Annotated in this window: 20 protein-coding genes; 9 read left to right on the top strand and 11 right to left on the bottom strand. The window is 43.5% G+C overall.

Annotated features, from left to right (window positions below):
• Positions 1–242: 242 nt before the first annotated feature.
• The 6 genes from N480_RS16185 to N480_RS25400 all read left to right on the top strand — a co-directional run bounded on the left by N480_RS16185 (position 243) and on the right by N480_RS25400 (position 4,735).
• Entirely contained in the window at positions 243–1,190 is a 948-nt protein-coding gene (locus N480_RS16185; RefSeq protein ID WP_063373492.1) for a hypothetical protein, read from the top strand.
• Positions 1,190–1,462 carry a hypothetical protein gene (locus N480_RS16180; RefSeq protein WP_063373491.1) on the top strand — a complete coding sequence of 91 codons (273 nt, stop codon included), beginning with the start codon at positions 1,190–1,192 and terminating at the stop codon, positions 1,460–1,462. Before N480_RS16185 ends, N480_RS16180 begins: the two co-directional genes overlap by 1 nt.
• Before the next feature lie 72 nt (positions 1,463–1,534).
• Positions 1,535–2,170: a hypothetical protein gene (locus N480_RS16175; protein ID WP_155732869.1), complete on the top strand. Its 636-nt coding sequence runs from the start codon at positions 1,535–1,537 to the stop codon at positions 2,168–2,170.
• Positions 2,171–2,473: 303 nt separating this feature from the next.
• A complete protein-coding gene (locus N480_RS16170; protein WP_063373489.1) occupies positions 2,474–3,106 on the top strand; it encodes a 2OG-Fe dioxygenase family protein in 633 nt (210 codons plus the stop codon).
• Positions 3,107–3,116: 10 nt separating this feature from the next.
• Positions 3,117–4,352 (top strand): cysteine desulfurase-like protein, encoded by a 1,236-nt coding sequence (locus N480_RS16165; protein ID WP_063373488.1) that lies wholly within the window; start codon positions 3,117–3,119, stop codon positions 4,350–4,352.
• Between the two features lie 212 nt (positions 4,353–4,564).
• On the top strand, positions 4,565–4,735 hold the full coding sequence (locus N480_RS25400; RefSeq protein WP_155732868.1) for a hypothetical protein: 171 nt from the start codon (positions 4,565–4,567) through the stop codon (positions 4,733–4,735).
• A gap of 50 nt (positions 4,736–4,785) precedes the next feature.
• Here N480_RS25400 and N480_RS16160 read toward each other — a convergent pair whose 3' ends face one another.
• From N480_RS16160 to glnA, 5 genes are all read right to left on the bottom strand, one after another.
• Positions 4,786–5,244 (bottom strand): cyclic nucleotide-binding domain-containing protein, encoded by a 459-nt coding sequence (locus N480_RS16160; RefSeq protein WP_063373487.1) that lies wholly within the window; start codon positions 5,242–5,244, stop codon positions 4,786–4,788.
• A 14-nt stretch (positions 5,245–5,258) separates the two neighbouring features.
• Complete coding sequence (ntrC, locus tag N480_RS16155; RefSeq protein ID WP_063373486.1) at positions 5,259–6,665, bottom strand: nitrogen regulation protein NR(I); 1,407 nt, start codon at positions 6,663–6,665, stop codon at positions 5,259–5,261.
• Positions 6,665–7,741: a nitrogen regulation protein NR(II) gene (gene glnL / locus N480_RS16150; RefSeq protein ID WP_063373485.1), complete on the bottom strand. Its 1,077-nt coding sequence runs from the start codon at positions 7,739–7,741 to the stop codon at positions 6,665–6,667. Before glnL ends, ntrC begins: the two co-directional genes overlap by 1 nt.
• A 130-nt stretch (positions 7,742–7,871) precedes the next feature.
• A complete protein-coding gene (locus N480_RS16145; protein ID WP_063373484.1) occupies positions 7,872–8,381 on the bottom strand; it encodes a DUF4124 domain-containing protein in 510 nt (169 codons plus the stop codon).
• Positions 8,382–8,628: 247 nt separating this feature from the next.
• On the bottom strand, positions 8,629–10,035 hold the full coding sequence (gene glnA / locus N480_RS16140; protein ID WP_063356920.1) for a glutamate--ammonia ligase: 1,407 nt from the start codon (positions 10,033–10,035) through the stop codon (positions 8,629–8,631).
• Between the two features lie 629 nt (positions 10,036–10,664).
• Here glnA and typA point away from each other — a divergent pair.
• The gene (typA, locus tag N480_RS16135; protein ID WP_063373483.1) at positions 10,665–12,488 is read left to right on the top strand and encodes a translational GTPase TypA; all 1,824 of its coding nucleotides are present in this window, start codon (positions 10,665–10,667) and stop codon (positions 12,486–12,488) included.
• Positions 12,489–12,538: 50 nt separating this feature from the next.
• Here the strand turns inward: typA and N480_RS16130 are convergent, their stop codons facing one another.
• From N480_RS16130 to N480_RS16110, 5 genes are all read right to left on the bottom strand, one after another.
• Complete coding sequence (locus N480_RS16130) at positions 12,539–13,387, bottom strand: chemotaxis protein CheW (RefSeq protein ID WP_063373482.1); 849 nt, start codon at positions 13,385–13,387, stop codon at positions 12,539–12,541.
• Positions 13,388–13,425: 38 nt separating this feature from the next.
• Positions 13,426–14,529: an ABC transporter substrate-binding protein gene (locus tag N480_RS16125; RefSeq protein WP_063373481.1), complete on the bottom strand. Its 1,104-nt coding sequence runs from the start codon at positions 14,527–14,529 to the stop codon at positions 13,426–13,428.
• Positions 14,495–16,609 carry a GNAT family N-acetyltransferase gene (locus N480_RS16120; RefSeq protein ID WP_081231898.1) on the bottom strand — a complete coding sequence of 705 codons (2,115 nt, stop codon included), beginning with the start codon at positions 16,607–16,609 and terminating at the stop codon, positions 14,495–14,497. The genes N480_RS16125 and N480_RS16120 overlap by 35 nt, the downstream gene beginning before the upstream one ends.
• Complete coding sequence (gene uvrD, locus N480_RS16115) at positions 16,554–18,719, bottom strand: DNA helicase II (protein WP_063373479.1); 2,166 nt, start codon at positions 18,717–18,719, stop codon at positions 16,554–16,556. Before uvrD ends, N480_RS16120 begins: the two co-directional genes overlap by 56 nt.
• Positions 18,720–18,870: 151 nt before the next feature.
• On the bottom strand, positions 18,871–19,812 hold the full coding sequence (locus N480_RS16110) for a chemotaxis protein CheV (RefSeq protein WP_063373478.1): 942 nt from the start codon (positions 19,810–19,812) through the stop codon (positions 18,871–18,873).
• A gap of 201 nt (positions 19,813–20,013) precedes the next feature.
• On the opposite strand from N480_RS16110, the gene N480_RS16105 reads away from it, so the two are divergent.
• On the top strand, positions 20,014–21,075 hold the full coding sequence (locus N480_RS16105; protein WP_063373477.1) for a potassium channel family protein: 1,062 nt from the start codon (positions 20,014–20,016) through the stop codon (positions 21,073–21,075).
• Complete coding sequence (locus N480_RS16100; RefSeq protein ID WP_063373476.1) at positions 21,072–21,281, top strand: hypothetical protein; 210 nt, start codon at positions 21,072–21,074, stop codon at positions 21,279–21,281. The genes N480_RS16105 and N480_RS16100 overlap by 4 nt, the downstream gene beginning before the upstream one ends.
• Here N480_RS16100 and N480_RS16095 read toward each other — a convergent pair whose 3' ends face one another.
• Entirely contained in the window at positions 21,282–21,743 is a 462-nt protein-coding gene (locus N480_RS16095; protein WP_063373475.1) for an EVE domain-containing protein, read from the bottom strand.
• Positions 21,744–21,752 lie beyond the last annotated feature (9 nt).

Below are 21,752 nucleotides of genomic sequence, written 5' to 3'. Positions count from 1 at the left end.
GCTCATTCTATGTCCTTGACTATAAAGAGGTCTGTACTACTGTTTATAAAACAACCGAATGAGTTGCTGGACTGCTTTGTAAAGCTTGTATGGCGCTATCTGCTGATCTTATACCATGGGGTGGTTGTGCCTACTCCAAGTAAGTTTATATAGGCTTACCAAAGTAACCAATTAGGCTTTAAAGCAAGGGGGAGTATGCAGTGCCTTGCGATACACAATCACCATGTTATCGGGGAAAGGCAATGAAATACACGCTCGCTTTGTTAGGGATTATGGGTAGTTTTAGTGCATCAGCTGCGCCATTACCGTCTTTTAGTGAAATACGTCTTGGCTTTGAAACCATAGATTACAATGAATCTTTGCAAGATGTTGCCGGCTTTGGTCAGTTGTCACAGTCGATCTCTGTGACCAACCCAGCGGTTAGGCAACTCTCTTATACCGGAGTGGATGAGGATTGGGGTTTCTACATCGGCAGTGCTGCAACTATTTCAACAGAAATTGACACAGAGACTTGGTCACTCAGAAACTTTGGTGCTATCCAGCAGAATGACTTTAAGGTCAAAGCCAATGAATTGGCCTTTACAGCCGCTTACAACTATCAAAGAGCCATACAGCTGACCTTTGGTATGAAGATCTTCACATCAAGTTTTACGCGCTCTAACTTCCAATTTGTAAATCCTGGCGCTACAGATTTTGATAATGCATTAAAAGCATTACCCAGAGATGAAGGGGACCCAGTCCCACGTTTTGATTTACCCGGGCAAGCAAAGGATGGCGATGATGTGCTGCAAAATAACCCTGCATCTTTAGTCCCAGTTATCTCAGTGACCGAAGATCAAATGGGACTATTGGCAACTGTTGGGGCGCGATACGATAGCAAGTTGATGCAGCCGAATGAAAAAGTAAGTTGGTATGTTGAAGGAGAGTTGAGCACGCCAGTTTATAGCCGTATTCAAAATACTCAATTTGAGACAACAACGTTAACCGAGAATTTTAATGGGTGGGGCGTGATGGCGAGAGCTGGGGTTAGATATCAACTTGTTGAGCATATTGCTGTGATGTTAGGTGTCGATGCATATTACAAAGAGCGGGATACGGTAACGGAAGAGGTGAATGGACGGCGTTTGCGCGTACCTGAAATAGAGTATACTAATGTATCTCTGACCGCTGGATTACAATGGAGTTATTGATGCAAATGAAGTTTGGCATTGTTTTTGGTGCAATGCTTATTGGTATAACAGGATGTAAAACTCTGGACTCGGTACAAAACACGTTGGGCGGTACGTCGCCCTCGGCGGAGCAAATACAAGCTGCATATAGCAGAGCTGAAACAGCTTATTCTGAAGCTCAGCAAGCAATGCATTTGGCCAATGTGGAGTTGCTCGATGAGTATGATCTAAACAGGATGGATAAAGCGAGAAAAGAGTGGCAAGGCTTAAAAGAGCAGTTTTCGGAATTATAAGCTAAGCCACATGAAGCTTTGGACAGTGCTTCATTTTTTTCATCTCAAACAGTCAGTGCTGAAATTATCGAAATGAGCCAAGAAATTTTGGCACTGGTTGGCGGCGCACAAGCAGCAAAGAAACTGATTTTAGCCGTATTAGAACCAATTCGTTCACACTTTGCGGTGTTAGCCAAATTTGATACTCAGCAACAGTTTCCGACTCGCTACCGAAAGTTACATAAGCATCATAACAAGCTCAAAGCCATGTTAGTGGATGGCAAGCTGCCTGATGTAGAAGCACTGTTACCTAGTTTTCAAGCACAGTTAACGCACTTGGAAAAGGATGCAGTGAGTTTCCACTGTTTAGGGCAAATAAATGCAGACCTAAAGATGATTAGTGCATCAAAAAAGGTGCAGGTACTACCGAGCGTTTACGCTGATGTGAGAAATACTGCAGAATATGCGCAGCAATTTATAAACCTGAACGTACGCGATTACACGAATATAGAAGTCAAAGTCCACTCTGCAAAATTACAGATATTAAGACTAGAGCATTTGTTTGCAGAACATCTAGCACGCAAGCAAGCACTAGATGAAGAGCAAGTAGAAGCTCAGCTGCTGACACTAGAAAACCAGCTACTCGAATTGACTGAAAAAGCTGGATTGGGTGATTTACGTCACCTTAGTTTTAGCAACCAACTGCAAGCGGTCAAAGACAAGCTGTGATATGCCGCTTTAATGCATCGTTACTTATGAACAATGCAATGGTGAAGTGTTTATCTTACTAATTGCATTTATTTAGTACACTGAATAGCGCTGAAATGACTAATGAGCCTTTATGATGAGTATTTCTGGCGCTATCGTTCTAAGTTACCAAAATTAAAACAAATGGTATTTTTAATCTAACTTATGTTTTTATTGGGTATATTTATTCTTGTTTTTTGCTAAAAACAAGTTATTCAAAATCAAAATTTCCTGCGAAATAGATTAAGATCTCTGCCAATTTCTCATCAAAAGGCGAGAGCAAAAATGACAGCAGTAAACAACCAGAATTTGCTTCAACTTCGTTTTATTCAACAATCTCATATTGATTCGGTAAAGCCATTTTTTTCACGTTTACCCGACAACCCGTATGCCGATGGCGCTTTTCGTAAGCGTCGTTATTCAGTATTAAAGTTTCAAGAAAATACGGTGTCTATTCAGCCAACAAAAGCATTTGTACAAGATGATTCCATCAACAATTTTCAGGGCAATGTAGAACGTGTGTACGAAAATCTAGAAACCGAGTTGCTACAAAGCGAAGGTTTCAAACACTTGCTGTCTGAATTCAAAGCAATGACAGGTATCGCAGACGACAGTGATATCGAAGTACATCAGTTCCGTATGTTGGCCATTGAAAGTGATACACCTCCGGCGCCTGAAGGTGTGCACCAAGATGGCTTTGATCACGTGTGTGTATGTGGTGTTTCACACGAGAATATTGCCGGTGGCGAGTTACTTGTGTATGAACATAAAGAAGCAGAGCCTTGTTTCAAAATGGAAATTAAAGATGGGTTATTTGCACTTGTAAATGACCGTGAAGTTTGGCACAACGCAACACCGATGAATAAGTTAGACGCTGAGCAAGTGGGCTACTTAGACTGTTTCGTATTTACGGCTTAATGAGGTCGCTATGAACTTATCTCAAATTCGCCGCCAATTTCCTGCATTGATGCAAGAAATCTCCGGACAGGCACCGATGTTTTTAGATGGCCCAGGTGGTTCACAAGTCCCTCAGTCAGTGCTAAGTGCAATGTCAGCGTACCTAGGTTACTTTAATTCTAACTTAGGTGGCGCATTCTTCTCTAGCGATAAAACGGTAGAGTTAATGGGTCAAGCTAGAGAATCAGTGGCACAGCTGCTCAATGCGCCAAGCAGCGATCAAATCGTATTTGGTGCTAATATGACGAGCCTGACTTTTAGCTTTAGCCGTGCAATTTCTCGAGATTGGCAGCCTACAGATGAAGTCATCGTGACCAATGCCGATCATTACTCAAACGTATCATCGTGGCGTCAAGCTGCACAAGACAAAGGTGCGAGTGTGCACGCTGTGCGTGTCAATGAAGCTGACTGTACTTTAGACTTAGAGCACTATGCTGAGTTACTTAACAGCAATACAAAGTTAGTTGCTGTAACGTACGCTTCTAATACCACAGGATCTATCAATAACATCAAGAAAATTGTCGAAATGGCACATCAAGTAGGTGCACTCGTCTATGTAGATGCAGTGCATTTTGCACCGCATGAGTTGATTGATGTACAAGCGTTAGATTGCGACTTTTTAGCTTGCTCTGCCTATAAGTTCTTTGGTCCGCATGTGGGTATTGTTTATGGAAAGCGTGCGCACCTTGAAGGTTTTATGCCATACAAAGTCGAGCCCGCGAAAGATGTGATCCCAGGACGTTGGGAAACCGGCACACAAAGCTTTGAAGGACTTGCAGGTGTCATCGCTGCAATTGATTACATTGCTTCTTTGAGCGAATTACCAAAATCGGAACCTCTCAGAGTGCGCCTTGAGCAAGCGTTTGCAAATTCAAAGGCACATGAAATGTCACTCAGTCAGCACTTTTTAACTAAGTTGGCTCAGTTTCCTCAAATTAAACTGTATGGCATCGCTGATGTGGCAAGAGTTTCTGAGCGTACGCCGACGTTTGCGTTGACTTTTGATGGCCTTGAACCGCGTAAAGTATCTGAGTTTTTAGGCAAGCAACATGTGTGTGTTTGGGACGGTAACTTTTATGCGCAAGGCCTATGCGAACAGCTGGGCGTTATGGATAAGGGCGGTGTCGTTCGCATTGGCTGTATGCACTATAACACCATCGAAGAACTCGATAGGCTGTTTGATTTATTTAGCGAATTGCTAAACTAACAAAAGGGTGCGTTCGCACCCTTTTGATCCCACTCGAGCTGTCTGATTTTTGTACAGTCAAACATTTTACTATCTCATAGAACTATGGATGTTTGTATTGAAATAATGTACAGACACAAAGCATTGATTTTCAAGCGTGTTGATGGTTATTTATTAAACAGGTTGCAATAGTCAACCTGTGTGAAATAGATCAACATAAAAAGGAAATCACGATGAAAGTCGCACTTAAGAAACGTTCAGTTAAGCAATTAACCACTAACAATAAAACGCTAAATCATGACCAAACACCACAAGTTGCTGGTGGTATGTACGCGAGCTCGCCTCACGTACCAGGTTGTATCTCTTACAAAGGCATTACGTGTATGTCTATGTATAACTGCTAAGCGGTTGGTAGACTACAGTGCAACTAGGTGCTCTGTAGTCTTTAAGCTGCCTAAAACTGCTCTTCGATATAATGATTGAGTTTATGAATACGCTCACTCATGCCTGCAATGATTTTATCTTTGATTTTTTCTCTAATAACAGCAGGTAATTTAGTCAGAGCTTCTGAGGTAATTGCTAATACGATGGTATCCGACACGGCTTGCGCGCTAGTACTGCGCTCTCGATGGCATATAAATGCGCCTTCACCAACAAACTCCCCCGGTCCTACATGACCGATATCAACATGACTCTTTTCAGAAAAGATACGCAACTCACCACTTAAAATGATATATAGGCGATTGTCTTGTTCAAATCTTTTAAATGCATGCTTACCTTGGCCAATCAAATAAAGGTGACTAAAAGATTCTAATAATACTTGCCGTTCGGCAAGAGAGAACTCTTTAAAAAAGTCGAGCCGATTAATGATTTCCAATTGTTTAATAGTGGTAATATTTTCTAACAGCTTCATGGTCAGCCAAATATTCAGTCATTTTCTAGCATATTGCGCTCTTTCAGTTTGCGGGTCAATGTATTACGCCCCCAACCTATTTTTAGCGCAGCATCCTGTTTATGTCCATGGCATGCTGCAAGAGCAGACTTGATTAAGCGTGTTTCGAGTTGCGCTTGTACTTGTGGCCAAATGTGTTCTTCACCTTGGCGCAGTTGCTGGTCAAGCCATTGTTGAAATGCGTCAAGCCAATCATGGCCTGTTGCAGTATCGGCTATCTCTGAAGGTTGAGAGAGCTCTGGTGGAAGGTCTTGAGGGCCCACCATGTCACCCGGCGCCATAACTGTTAACCAGCGACAGGTATTCTCAAGCTGCCTGACATTACCCGGCCAGCCAAATGCACACAGTTGAGTGAGTGCAGCTTCGGTGAGAACTTTACTCGGTACTTTGAGTTCTTTGGCGCTTTTAGCTAAAAAATATTGTGCTAGTTTGGCAATATCAACACTGCGCTCTCTAAGTGGGGGAATGCGCAATCGGACAACATTGAGGCGATGAAACAAGTCTTCACGAAATTTTCCTTCGCGGACCAGTTGCTCTAAATCTTGGTGTGTAGCAGCTAAGATCCGCACATCAACTTTGATACTTTGATGTCCCCCAACACGATAAAACTCGCCATCAGCCAATACTCTTAGCAAACGCGTTTGCACATCGAGGGGCATGTCTCCAATTTCGTCAAGGAATAATGTGCCACCATTGGCTTGTTCAAAGCGACCTCGTCTGACACTATCGGCGCCTGTAAACGCCCCTTTCTCGTGGCCAAACAATTCAGATTCAACCAGATCTTTAGGGATAGCAGCCATATTCAAGGCGATAAAAGTATTGTCTTTACGGGGGCTGTGATTATGTAAGGCACCTGCAACCAGTTCTTTACCAGTGCCAGACTCACCATTGATTAATACACTCATACTTGAAGCTGACAGCTTACCAATGGCTCTGAATACTTCTTGCATTGCTGGCGCTTCGCCAATGATATCAGGGCTGTTAGAGATTGCATCGACCTGCTTGGTTTTGACATTTTGCTGTGCGGCACGATAGGCTCTGTCGGCAAGCGAAGTTGCCTCATCCAAGTCAAAAGGTTTGGCAAGGTACTCAAATGCGCCTTTTTGAAAAGCATTAACTGCGGAGTCTAAATCAGAATGTGCTGTCATGATAATGACGGGTAAAGCAGGGTAGAGTTGATTTACTTCTTCGAGCAACGCCATGCCATCAATGCCTGGCATACGGACATCCGACATTAACACAGAGGGTTGGTCGTACTCGAGCGCTGTCAATACGTCTTGGCCATTTGCAAAGCTTTCCGTTGCGAACCCAGCTCTAGATAAGGCTTTTTCTAGTACAAAGCGAATTGACGCATCATCATCAACTAACCAAACACTCTTCATTATTTGCTCCCTAGCTCGTCTTCAAAGGGTAAGTAAATACAAAATTCTGTATGTCCAGGCCAACTGTCACATTCAATAAAGCCACGATGTTGCTCTACTAAAGTTTGCGCGATAGACAGTCCAAGGCCTGAACCTCCCTCTTTATTTGTGACCATAGGGTAAAAGAGTGTCGCTTTGAGTGACTCGTCTATCCCCGGCCCGTTGTCTGCAATTTTTATGAGCAAGGCTTTTCTTAACATGAGTTTGCCACGTCTTACACGATGACATATTCGCGTTGTTACCCGGATTTCACCTTGCCCATTTAGCGCCTGTTGCGCATTGCGCACTATGTTGAGTACGACTTGTTGTATCTTGGCTTCATCAAGACAAATATCAGGGATGCTCGGATCATAGTCCTTTCTTAGCAATACGGATTGATCAGATTCCAATGCACTGAGCTTTAAGATCGACTCCAGTACTTTGTGAATATTACAGTACGTTTTTTTAGGTAATTCATTGGGACCTAAAAGCCTGTCCACGAGCTCCCTTAGGCGATCGGCTTGAGCAATAATGAGCTGTGCACATTCATCGCGCTCTTGCTGATCAACCTCATACTGCAATAATTGCGCCGCTCCTCTGATCCCGCCCAATGGGTTTTTAATTTCGTGAGCTAATCCACGAATAAGATTACGAGCTGCTTGGTATTGATGGGCTTGGTTGAAGGCTTTGTCAAAGCGCAGCTCTTCATCAATGCGTCGACACTCAAGCTGAATATAATTTTGATTGTCAAAGCTGAGCTTACGCGCAAATAGGCTAATTGTGCTGGCCCTATTATCAATAAATACCACGTCTGCCTTGTGCTGCTGGCAATCTATACCATCATCTAACACATAGCGTTTAAGGCGTTTAAGGTCGATTAAGTGATGGTGAAAAATACTTTCAAACGGTTGAGCAATCAGCCGCTTCTGGCCAAGGCCCAGCAGCTCACTGGCGCTATTATTGGCATAGTGGATCCGTAAATCTTCATCTAGCAAAATGACGGAAGTTGATAGATTTTGCCAAAGTTCTTGTAGTATAGAAGGAGATGCTTGTTCCATAATGGGTCGCCTTGCACCAAGTTGGTGCATGTTAATGTAACACAATCCTGTGCCAAATGTTCATATTGTTATAAAGTCGTTCTTTTGTTCGTTGTACTGTGCAATTGATACAACTAAACGTTTGGGTGGACTAATTATTTACAGAAGCCTTGTGCAAGTAAAAAATCGTTTCATTACTTTTAGTGACGACTTCATTCTTACCATTGAATACCATCAGTTGTAGTGAATGCTCGCCGCGAGGCACATTTCGCAATGCGAAGGTAACGGTATGTTGTTTGGGGCCAGTTGGTTTACCATCCAAATACAGCTGTACGGTAAAGTCCTTGGCAAACCTTGGTGTAATTTGACCACTGACATAGACGCTGCCAGTGTTATCCCGCAAAGTTTGCTTATGATTAGGGGCTATAATCGCTGCTTTATAAGCTTGTCCAGATGCAGGTTGTGAAGTGGTTAAAACCGATGTGTCGGTTGCAGGCATAGTTAAAAAGTTGGTGTTAATTTTAACTTCTTTGGCTCCTTTTCTTGGCGTGTCAGAATAGACCCAATTACCGTTTTGATCTTTCCAACGATATACCTTTTTATCTGCATACGTATCAAAGCAGATCAAACACAAAGCTATCAATAACCAAAGGCGAGCCACGGCAACCTCACTAAGTAAGTTTTAAAAGTGTCAAATAGCACCATCATTATGTAATTTTCACAACAGTGCAACTACTAACATCCACTCACTAACTGTAGTGTGTTTAGCACTGTTTTGCCATAAAAAAGCCCGCATTAAGCGGGCTTGAGAACACATATGATTTAAGAGCGCAGAATACACTTAAATAGCAGTAAACACTGCGCTTGGTAGCTGCCTACCTTTGCTTACTGCTGGTATTTATGAGCGATTAAACGCTGTAGTACATTTCAAACTCAACAGGGTGAGTTGTCATGTTTAATTTCTCAACTTCTTGAGACTTAAGTGCAATGTATGCATCGATCAAGTCATCAGTAAATACACCGCCCTGAGTCAAGAATTCGCGGTCAGCATCAAGTGATGCCAATGCTTCTTCAAGTGATGCTGCAACAGTTGGGATTTCAGCTGCTTCTTCAGCAGGTAGATCGTAAAGATCTTTATCCATTGCATCGCCAGGGTGGATTTTGTTTTTGATACCGTCAAGGCCCGCCATTAGCATTGCAGAGAAAGCAAGGTAAGGGTTAGCTGTTGGGTCAGGGAAACGTACTTCGATACGACGCGCTTTCTCAGAAGGTACAACTGGAATACGGATTGAAGCTGAACGGTTACGTGCAGAGTAAGCAAGCATAACTGGTGCTTCGAAGCCAGGTACTAGACGCTTGTATGAGTTAGTAGACGCGTTTGCAAATGCATTGATTGCTTTAGCGTGCTTGATAATACCGCCGATGTAGTAAAGTGCATCTTCTGATAGACCACCATACTTATCACCTGCAAAGATGTTTTGACCGTCTTTACCTAGTGACTGGTGACAGTGCATACCAGAACCGTTATCACCAACAACAGGCTTAGGCATAAATGTTGCCGTTTTACCGTAATGATGAGCCATATTGTGGATAACGTACTTCATCTCTTGGATTTCGTCCGCTTTAATAACCATTGTATTGAAGCGAGTTGCAATCTCGTTTTGACCTGCTGTTGCAACTTCATGGTGATGCGCTTCAACAACTTGACCAAACTCTTCAAGCACTAGACACGTTGCACTTCTCCAGTCTTGTGAAGAGTCAACTGGTGCTACTGGGAAGTAACCACCTTTCACGCCAGGGCGGTGACCTGTGTTGCCTTCGTCGTAGCTCTTATCAGAGTTCCAAGATGCTTCTTCTGCATCGATTGAGTACATTGAGCCTGACATGTCAGTTTTGTACTTAACGTCGTCAAAAAGGAAAAACTCTGGCTCTGGACCAAATAGTACTGTGTCTGCGATGCCAGTAGAGCGCATGTAATCTTCAGCGCGCTTCGCTACAGAACGCGGGTCACGCTCATAGCCTTGCATTGTAGAAGGTTCAAGTACGTCACAACGCACGATCATGGTTGTTTCTTCAGCAAATGGGTCAAGCTTAACTGTGCTTGCATCTGGCATTAATACCATGTCAGATTCATTAATGCCTTTCCAACCAGCAATTGATGAGCCATCGAACATTTTGCCATCTTCAAAGAAGTCTTCATCGGCTTGATGATGTGGAATGGAAACGTGTTGCTCTTTACCTTTAGTGTCCGTGAAGCGTAAATCTACAAACTTTACTTCATTCTCTTTAATAAAATCTAAAACCGATTGTGACATGTGTCCTCCGACTCGATGGGTTATTTTTGCTGCAGTAATTTGCTTAACTGCGCTCTTTTAAGCGTGATCTGTGCCAATTTATTAAGTTGTTGTTATTGTTGGTTTATTTTATTTCTAAACGTCCGTAACTGTGATGTTGAACTAAAATAGTGCACCAAATTTGTGAGGGGTGCACCATCTTGGTGCGTTACGCTAAAAGTCACATCAAGCTTAGTCTGTATCACCAAATAAGCGAGTTTTAGTGCGAAATTTCCAAGGGGCTTTCAGAGATTGCTGCCATATTAAAAGAGACAAAGAGGCACGCTTTGCGTAGCGACCGAGTAAGTATCCAAGTAACCCCCCATGCCATTTTCGTCAGGGGTTAACATATTGGTATTCGTTTGTACCAGCTATTTATGTGGAATTTAGTCTTATTATAAGGAACAGACTATAACGGATTAAGCGTCTTTTATTCGGTGTCAAATGGAGAGAAAAAAGGGTAAATCGACAAAAAATCACTGGATAAACTTTCATCTGTCACATTATTAGGGGATAATACGCGACCTTTAATAGTGGAACGGTATCTTAGACGCGCAAAATTGCGTGGATCGACTAGGATCACTGAAGGCCAACTTCTCTGAGTAACAGTAATGAGCATTGAAAAGTTAAGAAATATTGCGATTATCGCACACGTTGACCATGGTAAAACTACCCTAGTCGATAAGTTGCTAGAACAATCTGGCACATTAGAGACACGCGGTGGCAACGAAGAGCGTGTAATGGATTCAAATGATATTGAAAAAGAGCGTGGTATCACAATCTTGGCGAAAAATACCGCCATTGAGTGGAACGACTACCACATCAATATCGTAGACACCCCGGGACACGCCGACTTTGGTGGTGAAGTAGAACGTGTACTATCAATGGTTGATTCTGTACTTCTACTAGTAGATGCACAAGAAGGCCCAATGCCTCAGACGCGTTTCGTAACGCAAAAAGCATTTGCTCTTGGCCTTAAGCCTATCGTTGTTATCAACAAGATCGATAAGCCAGGCGCACGCCCTGATTGGGTAATGGACCAAGTATTCGACCTATTCGACAACTTAGGTGCAACAGATGAGCAGCTTGATTTCCAAGTTATCTACGCGTCAGCAATCAACGGTTGGGCAACGCTAGACTTAGACGAGCCGTCAGACAACATGCAGCCGATGTTTGAAGCGATTGTTGAGCAAGTAGAACAGCCAGACGCTGATCCAGCTGGCGACTTCCAAATGCAGATCTCTCAGCTAGACTACAACTCTTACATCGGTGTAATCGGTGTTGGTCGTATCAAGCGTGGTACTGTTAAAGTCAATCAGCAGGTTACAATTGTAGGCGCTGATGGCAGCACGCGTAACGGTAAAGTTGGTCAGGTTCTGACTTATTTAGGCCTTGATCGCCACGAAGCGCAAGAAGCGCAAGCGGGTGACATCATTGCAATCACAGGTCTTGGTGAGCTTAAAATCTCAGATACAGTATGTGATGTAAACGCGGTTGAAGCACTACCTGCACTTTCTGTTGATGAGCCAACAGTAACAATGACATTCTCTGTAAACACATCTCCGTTCTCAGGCCAAGAAGGTAAGTTCGTGACATCACGTAACATCCTTGAGCGTCTTCAAGCTGAGCTTGTACACAACGTAGCACTTCGCGTTGAAGAAACAGATAACCCAGATAGCTTCCGCGTATCAGGTCGTGGTGAACTTCACCTAGGTATCCTAATCGAAAATATGCGTCGTGAAGGTTACGAGCTAGCAGTATCTCGCCCTGAAGTAATTCTTCGTGAAGTAGACGGCCAATTAGAAGAACCATACGAAACAGTTACTGTTGACGTTGAAGAAGAGCACCAAGGTTCTATCATGGAGCAACTTGGTCTGCGTAAAGCTGAAATGACTGACATGGCTCCAGATGGCAAAGGTCGTATCCGCATGGACTTCATGATGCCTTCACGTGGTCTTATCGGTTTCCAAACTGACTTTATGACGCTGACGTCTGGCTCAGGTCTAATGTACCACACGTTTGATCACTACGGCCCACACAAAGGCGGTAACATTGGTCAACGTAAGAATGGTGTACTTATCGCAAACGCGGCAGGTAAAGCACTAACTAACGCACTATTCAATCTACAAGACCGTGGTAAGCTATTCATCGGTCACGGCGTTGAAGTATACGAAGGTATGATCATCGGTATTCACGCACGTGATAACGACCTAACAGTTAACGCGCTTAAAGGTAAGCAGCTAACTAACGTTCGTGCATCTGGTACAGATGAAGCGCAAAACCTTGTGCCACCTATCGTCATGACGCTTGAGCAAGCACTTGAGTTCATTGATGATGATGAGCTAGTAGAAGTAACGCCTGAGAGCATTCGTATTCGTAAGAAGCTATTGACTGAGAGTGAGCGTAAGCGCGCAAGCCGTCAAGCTAAAGGCTAATTGCCAATACCATTTAAAAGCGCCGCGATTATCGCGGCGTTTTTGTTTGTCTAAAATAATCCATATTCTTCAGTTTCAACGGGTTCATAACCCTTTAGGTGCTCAGGTCTAAATATGGCGCTAGGATCTAGCACAAGGCTGTGATTATCACCTTGTTTAATTAGTCCTTTCATCATTTTTTTAGTTTGCGGATCAATATCGAAGCCGACATTGGTCATCTCGTGAAGTGGCTTAATATCCGATTCATCACAGTGAATGTTATCTTCTACTCTGTCTACCAACAGCCCAATGTGCGGTTGTTGCCCATCTTCTGTGGTAAACACAATGATGGGCTTATGGTCTAAGATGATTTGGTCGCGAGCAGATTCGAACAGTCGAATCAGTTTAGTAAACGTGGTGAGTTTTTCTTTTTCTAAGGTTTCTAATGCTTGATCTTTTTTACCTTTACTACAGAGGTTGAGCACTTCATCGGCGATGCTATGCAATCTATCGTGAGGCCCCTCAAAGCGGCTCAAAATGGCTTTCAGGTCTTCATTATCGGTTTTGAAGTTGTAAAACCACTTGCCAAAATCTGTCTGCTTGGGATCTCTCGATTTGGTAAAAGGCACATCGTTATGTACGCTTAGTTCAAGCTCAGCAAGCCATGCTTTGTGATCTTGCTCTCTGAGCTGTAACAACTCAACGAGAGATTGATTGGTTTCGTATGAAGACTGGTTGTTTAAAATCAGTCCTAAATCAAATATTGGGGTTGGTGTACCCATGTAGTCTTTGACGCCGAGAAAGCTTGGGTTTTCATTGGGCAAAGAGGTTAAATTTCCTTCATACCGCTCCGTGAGCAAAATATCTAAAATCTTGAGTGATATTGTTTTTTTTCCTACTCTAAAGTTGATCAGATCCATGCTAGCCTCAAACATTATTTGCTTGTACTAAGCATAGATCAATATTTCAAATAAGACCTATAGACGGGGTGCTCTGCACGGCTTTTTTGTTGTTTGAATAGCGCTTGAATTGCAGGATTGGTACTGCGCTCTTTTTTTATTGCAGGCACAATACACTTTGAGAATGTTTCTACATCACAATGCTTTAGTGCTTCAACAAAGACAAAGGCGTTTACAAATCCCTCAAAGCTTTGATAACTAATTGCGCCTTTTTTGTCTGCGCTGAGCCTGCGATACAGTGCGCATACTTGACCTTTGCAAGTGTTAGGATTTGGCAGTACTTCTGTGACCATGACTTGAGCAGGCGCAATAATATTGTCAAATAGGGCGCCAGAAGAGACAAATGACACGCTCGTATACGTGCCTCTAAATCCAGCGCGATATGCTTGATTGATAAATGCTGCTAACGGTTCATATGTGCCTATCATGGCGATAGCCGTGGTATCAGTTAATAAGATTTGGGTAAGCGCGCGCGCGACAGCGTTAGTATTACGGCGAAATCGAGCAATCACCACGGGTTCGATATTTTTATCTCGCAGGGCCTGCCTATGGCTTTGTTCTAACGTGAGGCCAAATTCATCGGCTTGAATAAACAACGCTATTTTTTTATGTCCTAACTCATCGACGAGGTATTTGATTTGCTCTTGAGCTTCTTCTAAGTAGCTGGGTCTTAGCGTGTAGGTCGGAAATTGTGGATTATTGTATAAAAAATTGGCGCCTGTGTAAGGCATAAGAAAAGGGAGCTGGTGGCGTTTTAAAATGTCTTTTATCGCGTGGGCCGTAGGTGTGCCCATGTTGCCAATGAGGGCGTGAATTTTGTGGTGCTGTATTAAGTAATGGATATTGTCGACGGTTCGATTGGGCTCATAGCCATCATCGAGAACCAAAAGGTCCAATTGAGCCTTTTCATCAAGTACATGTTCATTCGCATACTCAAAGTAAAGTTGATGGCCTCCCTTTAACTGCATGCCTATGTGGCTGGCTGGTCCACTTAACGCGACACTCATTCCGAGCTTGATGCGCTCAGGTGTTTGCGCATATATTACTGAGCTTAATAAAAATAATCCGCTAATTAGGGCGCTTTTTAGTCGTGATTTCAGCATAAACTTCCGATAACAGCTGTTGAAAAACAAGCTGTAATTGTTTCTTTGACTCTATTTTTAGTTCTGAGACTAATTCTTTTGGCTGATGGCGCTGTAATAATAGTAGAATCAAACGCATTTGGGAAATGTTTGTAAGCGCTGAAAGTATGTTAGGTTGTGTCATGATTGCGTCGTAAAGAAATGGCGCAATTTGTTGTTGTGTGGCCGGCTTACTAGCAAGGTAAGTCAATTGACTCTGCGTAGTTGTCTTGAGTTCACCAGAAGGTAACGAATGACATAGCTCGTAAACGAGTTGCCAAGGCAGATCTTGGTACAGAGTTGGCAGGTCAAAAAATAATTGGCTTTTAAACTGCGTCCGAATAGCAGATATATTGAGTGGGGTATCTTGATGCACCACCAGAACGGCAAACTCCCCGCTTGATTTATCCTGCTTGAAGCCCAACTTCACTGCTTCAAAGCCTAGCTTTTGCCAAAAGCGTAGTAGCTTTGCTTGGGCACCAAAACTGCTGCCGAAGTAGCTTACCAGCTCGCGCAGTTGTTGCATCGTAAAACCAATAAGCGCTTGGCCGACACCCTGTTGTTGTGCTGTTGGTGCAACTGCGATACGCACAATACGTGCTCCTTTACGGGTTATAAAATCGGTATCTCCCTGTAATTGAGCCAATTGTTGCGCCATCATGTGGCCAGCTGGACGACGCGTGCCTAATGTTATTTGCGCAGCCAATGTTGCATCTAAATTGCCTTCAATATTTACTAAGCATACGCCAATCAAGAGCTCTGCTTGTGTAGCAATAAACAGGCGATTACTTGGGCTGTCTAATAGTTGCCTTAAATCATTCACGGAGGTTTGATAGTGGGCTAACACCAGCAACGCGAAAACTTGCCTTAGTAGTGTTTCGTCATTGAGTAAATCAGCGCGCGAGATAGACTGATATTGAATAGAAGCCGGTTGTATTGTAGATGGTGCGTCATAGTCGCTATCAAGAGCAAACAATACGCGCAGTTGGCGCTCTAGTGGGTCATTATTCGCGTAACGAATAGGTTCCTCTAATTGAAGCGATAAGTAATGAGGGTAATGTTTTTGTAAGTGGCTTTGAAAGCGCAATGTATAACCTCGGCCATTGCCCTCGTATCCCACCAAGGTACTGGCAAAGACCACTTTAGGGCAGCACGTCAAAAGCTGCTTTAACATTGGAACTGGGATAGCAGCAGCCTCATCAATCAGCAGTATGTCGATGTCAGGTCGAGAAGCCAGTAATACGTCAGGTGGCATATAGGTTAAGTTGTGCAGGCTATTTTGTTGCACGCTGGGTTCCTGTATACCGAGCTCAATGGCTAAGTGTTTAAAACTGTTTTGTACGGCGCGTCGTTGTTGCGCACAGATCACGATATTTTGTTTTTTATAATGGGCTGCAATAAGCCCAAGTACTGTTGATTTTCCGCGACCCCGGTCGGCACTGAGTAATACAGGTGCCGCTGTTTTTTTTGATAGCCACTGGATTATACTCGCCAGTGAGTTCGATTGTGGCGCTAAGTTTAGATAAGTGGCTGGCGCGGTATAATGTTTAGGTAAGTGATTGTTTGATTGCTCACTGATGAGCCAAATAGAGTGTTGTTTTATAAATTTGGCAAATCGTAGCAAGAAAGGGCTAGAAGACGATGTTTCTCCTTCGGATAGCCATTTTTCTAGAGCGGGGTCGCACCATTGCTTTAGTATATCTAGTTCTGGGACTAGTAAGATGAGCAATCCGCCGGCTTGCACCGTCCCCGCTACGGCAGTAAGCTTATTGGGGACAATGCCACTGTAGCCGTCATAGCAGACAAATTGAAACTCTTGGCCAAGTATTTGATGTAAATGTTGGGGCCAAATTGCGTGCTCAAATTGATCATCATTACTCAAAGCGAGCGCATTGTTTTCGTTGATGATTGCTTTGTATTGTGCGATACCCCATTGGCGGCTACCGCACAGTAGCAATATCTGACGATGTCTCGCTTGTTTTAGCTCGTTAAGCAGCGCAGGTAAATTAGATAGCTTGGAGTCTTGCATAAGCCGTGACCAGCCACTTAGTGCCGACATCATCAAAATTTACTTGGATACGAGATTGAGCGCCATTGCCTTCATAGTTCAGTACCGTACCTGCGCCAAATTTAGCGTGCAATACGCGTTGCCCCAAATTGAAACCGCTGTCCTCAAAAGCTGCATGGCTCACGGATGCGCTGAAACGGTTTGTACTCGCAGGTCGAGATACCTGTGTTTTGATTCGGATCTCTTCAGTACACTCTTCTGGCAGTTCTCGCAAAAAGCGTGACGGGCTATGATACTTTTCTTGGCCATACAAGCGGCGACTCTCTGCATGGCTGATATATAATTTTTGCATCGCGCGTGTCATGCCAACATAGCAAAGGCGACGCTCCTCTTCTAGTCGGCCTGACTCTTCATGACTCTGCTGAGATGGGAACATGCCTTCCTCTACACCGACCATAAACACGAGCGGAAACTCTAACCCTTTTGCCGAGTGTAATGTCATCATTTGCACGGCATCTTCGTGCTCGTCAGCTTGTCCCTCACCTGCTTCTAAAGAGGTATAGGCTAAGAAACCTTGCAAGGGTGAGGTAAACTCTTCTTCTACCGGCAGCTCAAATTGGCCACAGGCATTGATTAATTCTTCTAAGTTCTCTACTCGGGCACGGCCTTTTTCACCTTTTTCAGCTTGATACATGGCTAATAGGCCAGAGTGTTCTATGGTGGTTTTGGCTTGTTCAGCAAGTTCGAGTTCTACGAGCTTTTCATCTAGCTGCTCGATTAATTCAATAAAGCGTGTAACAGCTGTCGCTGCGCGACCTGCTAAGTGTTGCTGTTCGATGACTGCTTTTGCTGCATACCACAATGGCAAAGACTCATTACGAGCACAGTCTCGTATATGGCTGAGAGTTTTGTCGCCAATACCACGTGTAGGGGTATTAATCACCCGCTCAAATGCGGCGTCATCATTACGGTTACTTATGAGGCGCAAGTAAGAGAGCGCGTCTTTAATTTCTTGACGCTCGAAGAAGCGCATGCCGCCATAGATGCGGTACTTAAGTCCTTCTTGTAGTAAGGCTTCTTCCAAAACACGAGACTGCGCATTATTGCGATATAAGATCGCACAATCAGTCAGAGCATTGCCATCTTGCAACCAAGATTTAATTTTATCGACGGTAAAACGTGCCTCATCTAACTCATTGAAAGCTGCATAGATGGAAATAGGCTCACCTTGGTTACCTTCGGTCCAAAGGCTCTTACCCATACGTTCAGAGTTGTTTTGGATTAAGGCGTTAGACGCTTTCAAAATCGTTGCGGTTGAACGGTAGTTTTGTTCTAGGCGAATTGTATCGGCATCAAAGTCTTGTAAGAAACGTTTAATGTTTTCAATTTTTGCACCACGCCAACCATAAATACTTTGGTCATCATCGCCAACAATCATAATGTTGTTTTCGCCGCCTGCGAGCAATCGCAACCACTGATATTGGATGCTGTTAGTATCCTGAAATTCGTCTACCAACATATGTCTAAAACGCTGTTGATAATGACGGAGTAAAGCGGGCTGCTGTTGCAACAATTCGTAGCAACGAAGTAATATTTCTGCAAAGTCGACTAGACCGGCTCGGTCACAGGCTTCTTGATACGCAGTATAGACGTTAAGCATCAGTTGCTCAGTGGCGTCATACGCTTGGATATCTTTAGGGCGTAACCCTTCGTCTTTACGTGCACTGATATACCAGCTGAGCTGCTTGGTAGGCCATTTCTTTTCATCAATGTTCATTGCTTTGAGTAGGCGTCTGATCATGCGCTGTTGGTCGTCAGAATCTAGGATTTGGAAAGACTCAGGCAATTTTGCTTCTCTGTGGTGGGCGCGTAATATACGGTGTGATAACCCATGGAAAGTGCCTATCCACATGCCTCCAACAGGACTTTGTAATGTTTCTTCAACACGTGAACGCATCTCTTTGGCGGCTTTGTTCGTAAAGGTCACAGCAAAGATACTATAGGGGGAAGCGTGCTCCACTTGCATCAACCAAGCAATACGGTGTACTAACACTCGAGTTTTACCAGAGCCCGCGCCCGCGAGAATGAGCATGTTACTAAGCGGTGCAGCAACCGCTTCTCTCTGCTTGTCATTCAAGCCGTCAAGTAATTCAGATACGTCCATCTTTGCGCCTATTTCGAAAAGTGAGGGCAAAGTATACCTAGCGTGGCATTTAAAGCCCAGTTTTTGGAGAGATTTTCAGTATGTTAAAAAGCTAGTGTGTTGAAAATAAAGTATATTTATTTTATTGGTTACTGTCTTTTTATACAGTCCATTAGCCCAAAATCTGTTTGAGTCGCTTTTGCATTTCTTGTACTAGCAGATCTGGCTGAAACTTAGATAGAAATGCATTACAGCCGACTTTTTCTACCATCGCTTGGTTAAAACTGCCACTTAAGGAAGTATTCAATATAACGTACAGATCTTTGAGGCGCTCATCATTGCGTATTTCATATGTGAGTCTATAGCCATCCATCACTGGCATTTCAGCGTCCGTGATCACCGCCATCAATTCATTGTTCACATCTATGCCTTCATCAGCCCAGTGTTTTAGCAGATTAAGCGCTTCTTGCCCATCTGTAGCTGGGATGATTTCAATGCCAATTTGCGCAAGCGTATCTGAGACTTGGCGACGGGCAGTCGCCGAGTCATCAGCATGGAGGATTTTGCGCCCTTGAAACTGTGCTAAGATACTTTCGTCTAGTACACCTTCAGGGATCTCAACGTCGTAATCGATAATCTCAGCCAGTACTTTTTCAACATCTATGATCTCAACAATATGTTCAGTGCCATCACGCTGAATTTTTGTTAAAGCCGTTAAGTAGTGATTACGTCCGACAGATTTTGGTGTGGGCATAATATCTGACCACGTTGTATTGACGATATGATCAACTTTTCCGACTAAAAATGCTTGAACAGTACGATTGTATTCGGTGATCACTAAGTTGCTGTCACTGTCGTATTCTGTATCGGGCATGCAAATAGCTTGTCTCAGATCAATAACAGGAATGGACTCACCGCGAATATTAGTAACCCCCGCAATTTTTGGGTGGGCGTTAGGCATCTTATTGAGATGTGGTAACTTGACGACTTCTTTGACCTTAAATACGTTGAGTGCAAATAAGTGTCTACTGTGTAAATGAAATAGCAACAATTCTAATCGATTTTCACCCACCAACTGTGTGCGTTGGTCGACTGAAGCTAATACGCCCGCCATATTTTCACCTCATACTATTGCTGCTTTCCAAAGTATACACATATAAATACAAAAATTACGAGTTCTTTACTTGATTTGAGTGAGAGTAAGGCTCACAGAAATATGCTGAAAAAAGCAACTTTTTAACGTTAAAGCATTGACTTGCTCTGCCACTATAAGATGATGTCAATCAAGGAGCAACACACAAAACTAAGGTAATTAATGCCAATCGTATTGAAGCGCATACTGGTACAAATTCAATCGCACATAAACAGAGCGAGCTGGGAAATTCTATTACTGGCAACGTTTTGCCATATGTTGCTAACTTGGATACTACTTTGGACGTCAAAAGAGCAAGCATTATTGCCACTCGATACATACGTCTATTACTACGTCGTAACTACATCAACAGTTGGGTATGGTGACTTCAGTGCTTCGACAGAGCTAGGGCGGTGGGTTGTCGCTTTATTTCAAATCCCCTTTGGCTTGGCGCTGTTTGGCGTGTTGCTGGGTAAAGTCGGGCAAGAGATTACATTATGGGTAAAAAGGGCTATGAAAGGCGAAAAGAATTTCTCACACCTCAAAGATCACATTATTATTTTTGGTTGGCATCCCACCCGCACAGAGAAGATGATTGAATTTATTCTCGCGGATAACAAGCGGGTGGATAGGCGCATTGTACTGGCCGTGCATGAAGATATGGAACATCCACTACTGCGTTTTGCACAGGTTGATTTTGTGCGATTAGTGAGTTTTACCGATGACGAACAATTGAAGCGTGCGGCGGTAGAGTATGCGGATAAGGTCATTGTAGATGGTAAAGACGATGATCATACATTTACGACGGCATTGAAACTTAGTCCCATGGTAAAGTCTGGCGCACATATCAGCGCGCATTTTACAGACGAGACGAAAGCACGATTATTACGCTTGCATTGTTCAAACGTGGAATGCTCTTCGGCCATGTCTGCTGAAATTTTGGTGCGTTCTATGCAGGATCCTGGCTCAAGTAGAATACAGGAAGAGTTACTTTCAACATTGCACGGCGATACCCAGTTTAGCTTGCAACTGCCCTCGTCCGTGAAAGCCTGCCATTTTGGGCAGCTGTTTATGTTCTTTAAAGAACATCATAACGCGACTTTGTTGGGCATCGCGCATGATCGTAGTGGTCAAAACATGGATTTAAATCCCCCGTTAGATTATGACATTAAAGCCGGGGATATTGTTCACTACATTGCACCACAACGGGTATTAGTAAATGAGGTAGCTTGGGAGCAGATATGAATGAGCTGATGTTACTGGTGTTTGCAGTATGCTTATATATCGTGCCAATTGGTCTAGTGGCAGGCAGTAAACGCTCTAAAGGGCACGAAAAAAATGGTTGGTTAATAGGTACACTGTTTTTTTCTTGGATTGCGCTGCTCCTTTACATCACCATTATTCCAAAAGAAGGGCGAGTCAAAACTCGCCGCAGCAAAAAGCACAGTTGATCACGGTTGTGACATGGCGATGATGTATTGCCATTCAGCTTCGGTGACTGGCATGATGGATAGGCGACCCGCTTTTTTCAAAGCCAGATCGACAATGTCTTCATTCGCTTTGATCGCTTTTAATGTCACCGGATTGGTGAGCTGTTCAACATATTGCACCGTAACACCAATCCAGCGGGGATTGTCTGGGTTGGACTTGGGATCGTAGTAGTCACTTGAGGCATCAAACTGGTATGGGTCAACTTCAGCTGCTTTAGTAACTTTAGCGATACCGACCACGCTAGGTACTTTGCAACTAGAGTGATAAATAAAGACGAGGTCGTCCTCTTGCATACTGTCGCGCATAAAATTACGAGCTTGGTAGTTTCTTATACCTTCCCAAAATGTACTTTGTTGCGGCGCATTTTTTAAGTCGTCGAGAGAATATGCGTCCGGTTCAGTTTTGAATAACCAATAAGCCATTATAAATAC

Origin of the sequence: Pseudoalteromonas luteoviolacea S2607 (assembly GCF_001625575.1) — a bacterium.
Classification (GTDB): Bacteria; Pseudomonadota; Gammaproteobacteria; order Enterobacterales; family Alteromonadaceae; genus Pseudoalteromonas; species Pseudoalteromonas luteoviolacea_E.
This window is presented reverse-complemented; position numbering and strand designations above follow the sequence as displayed.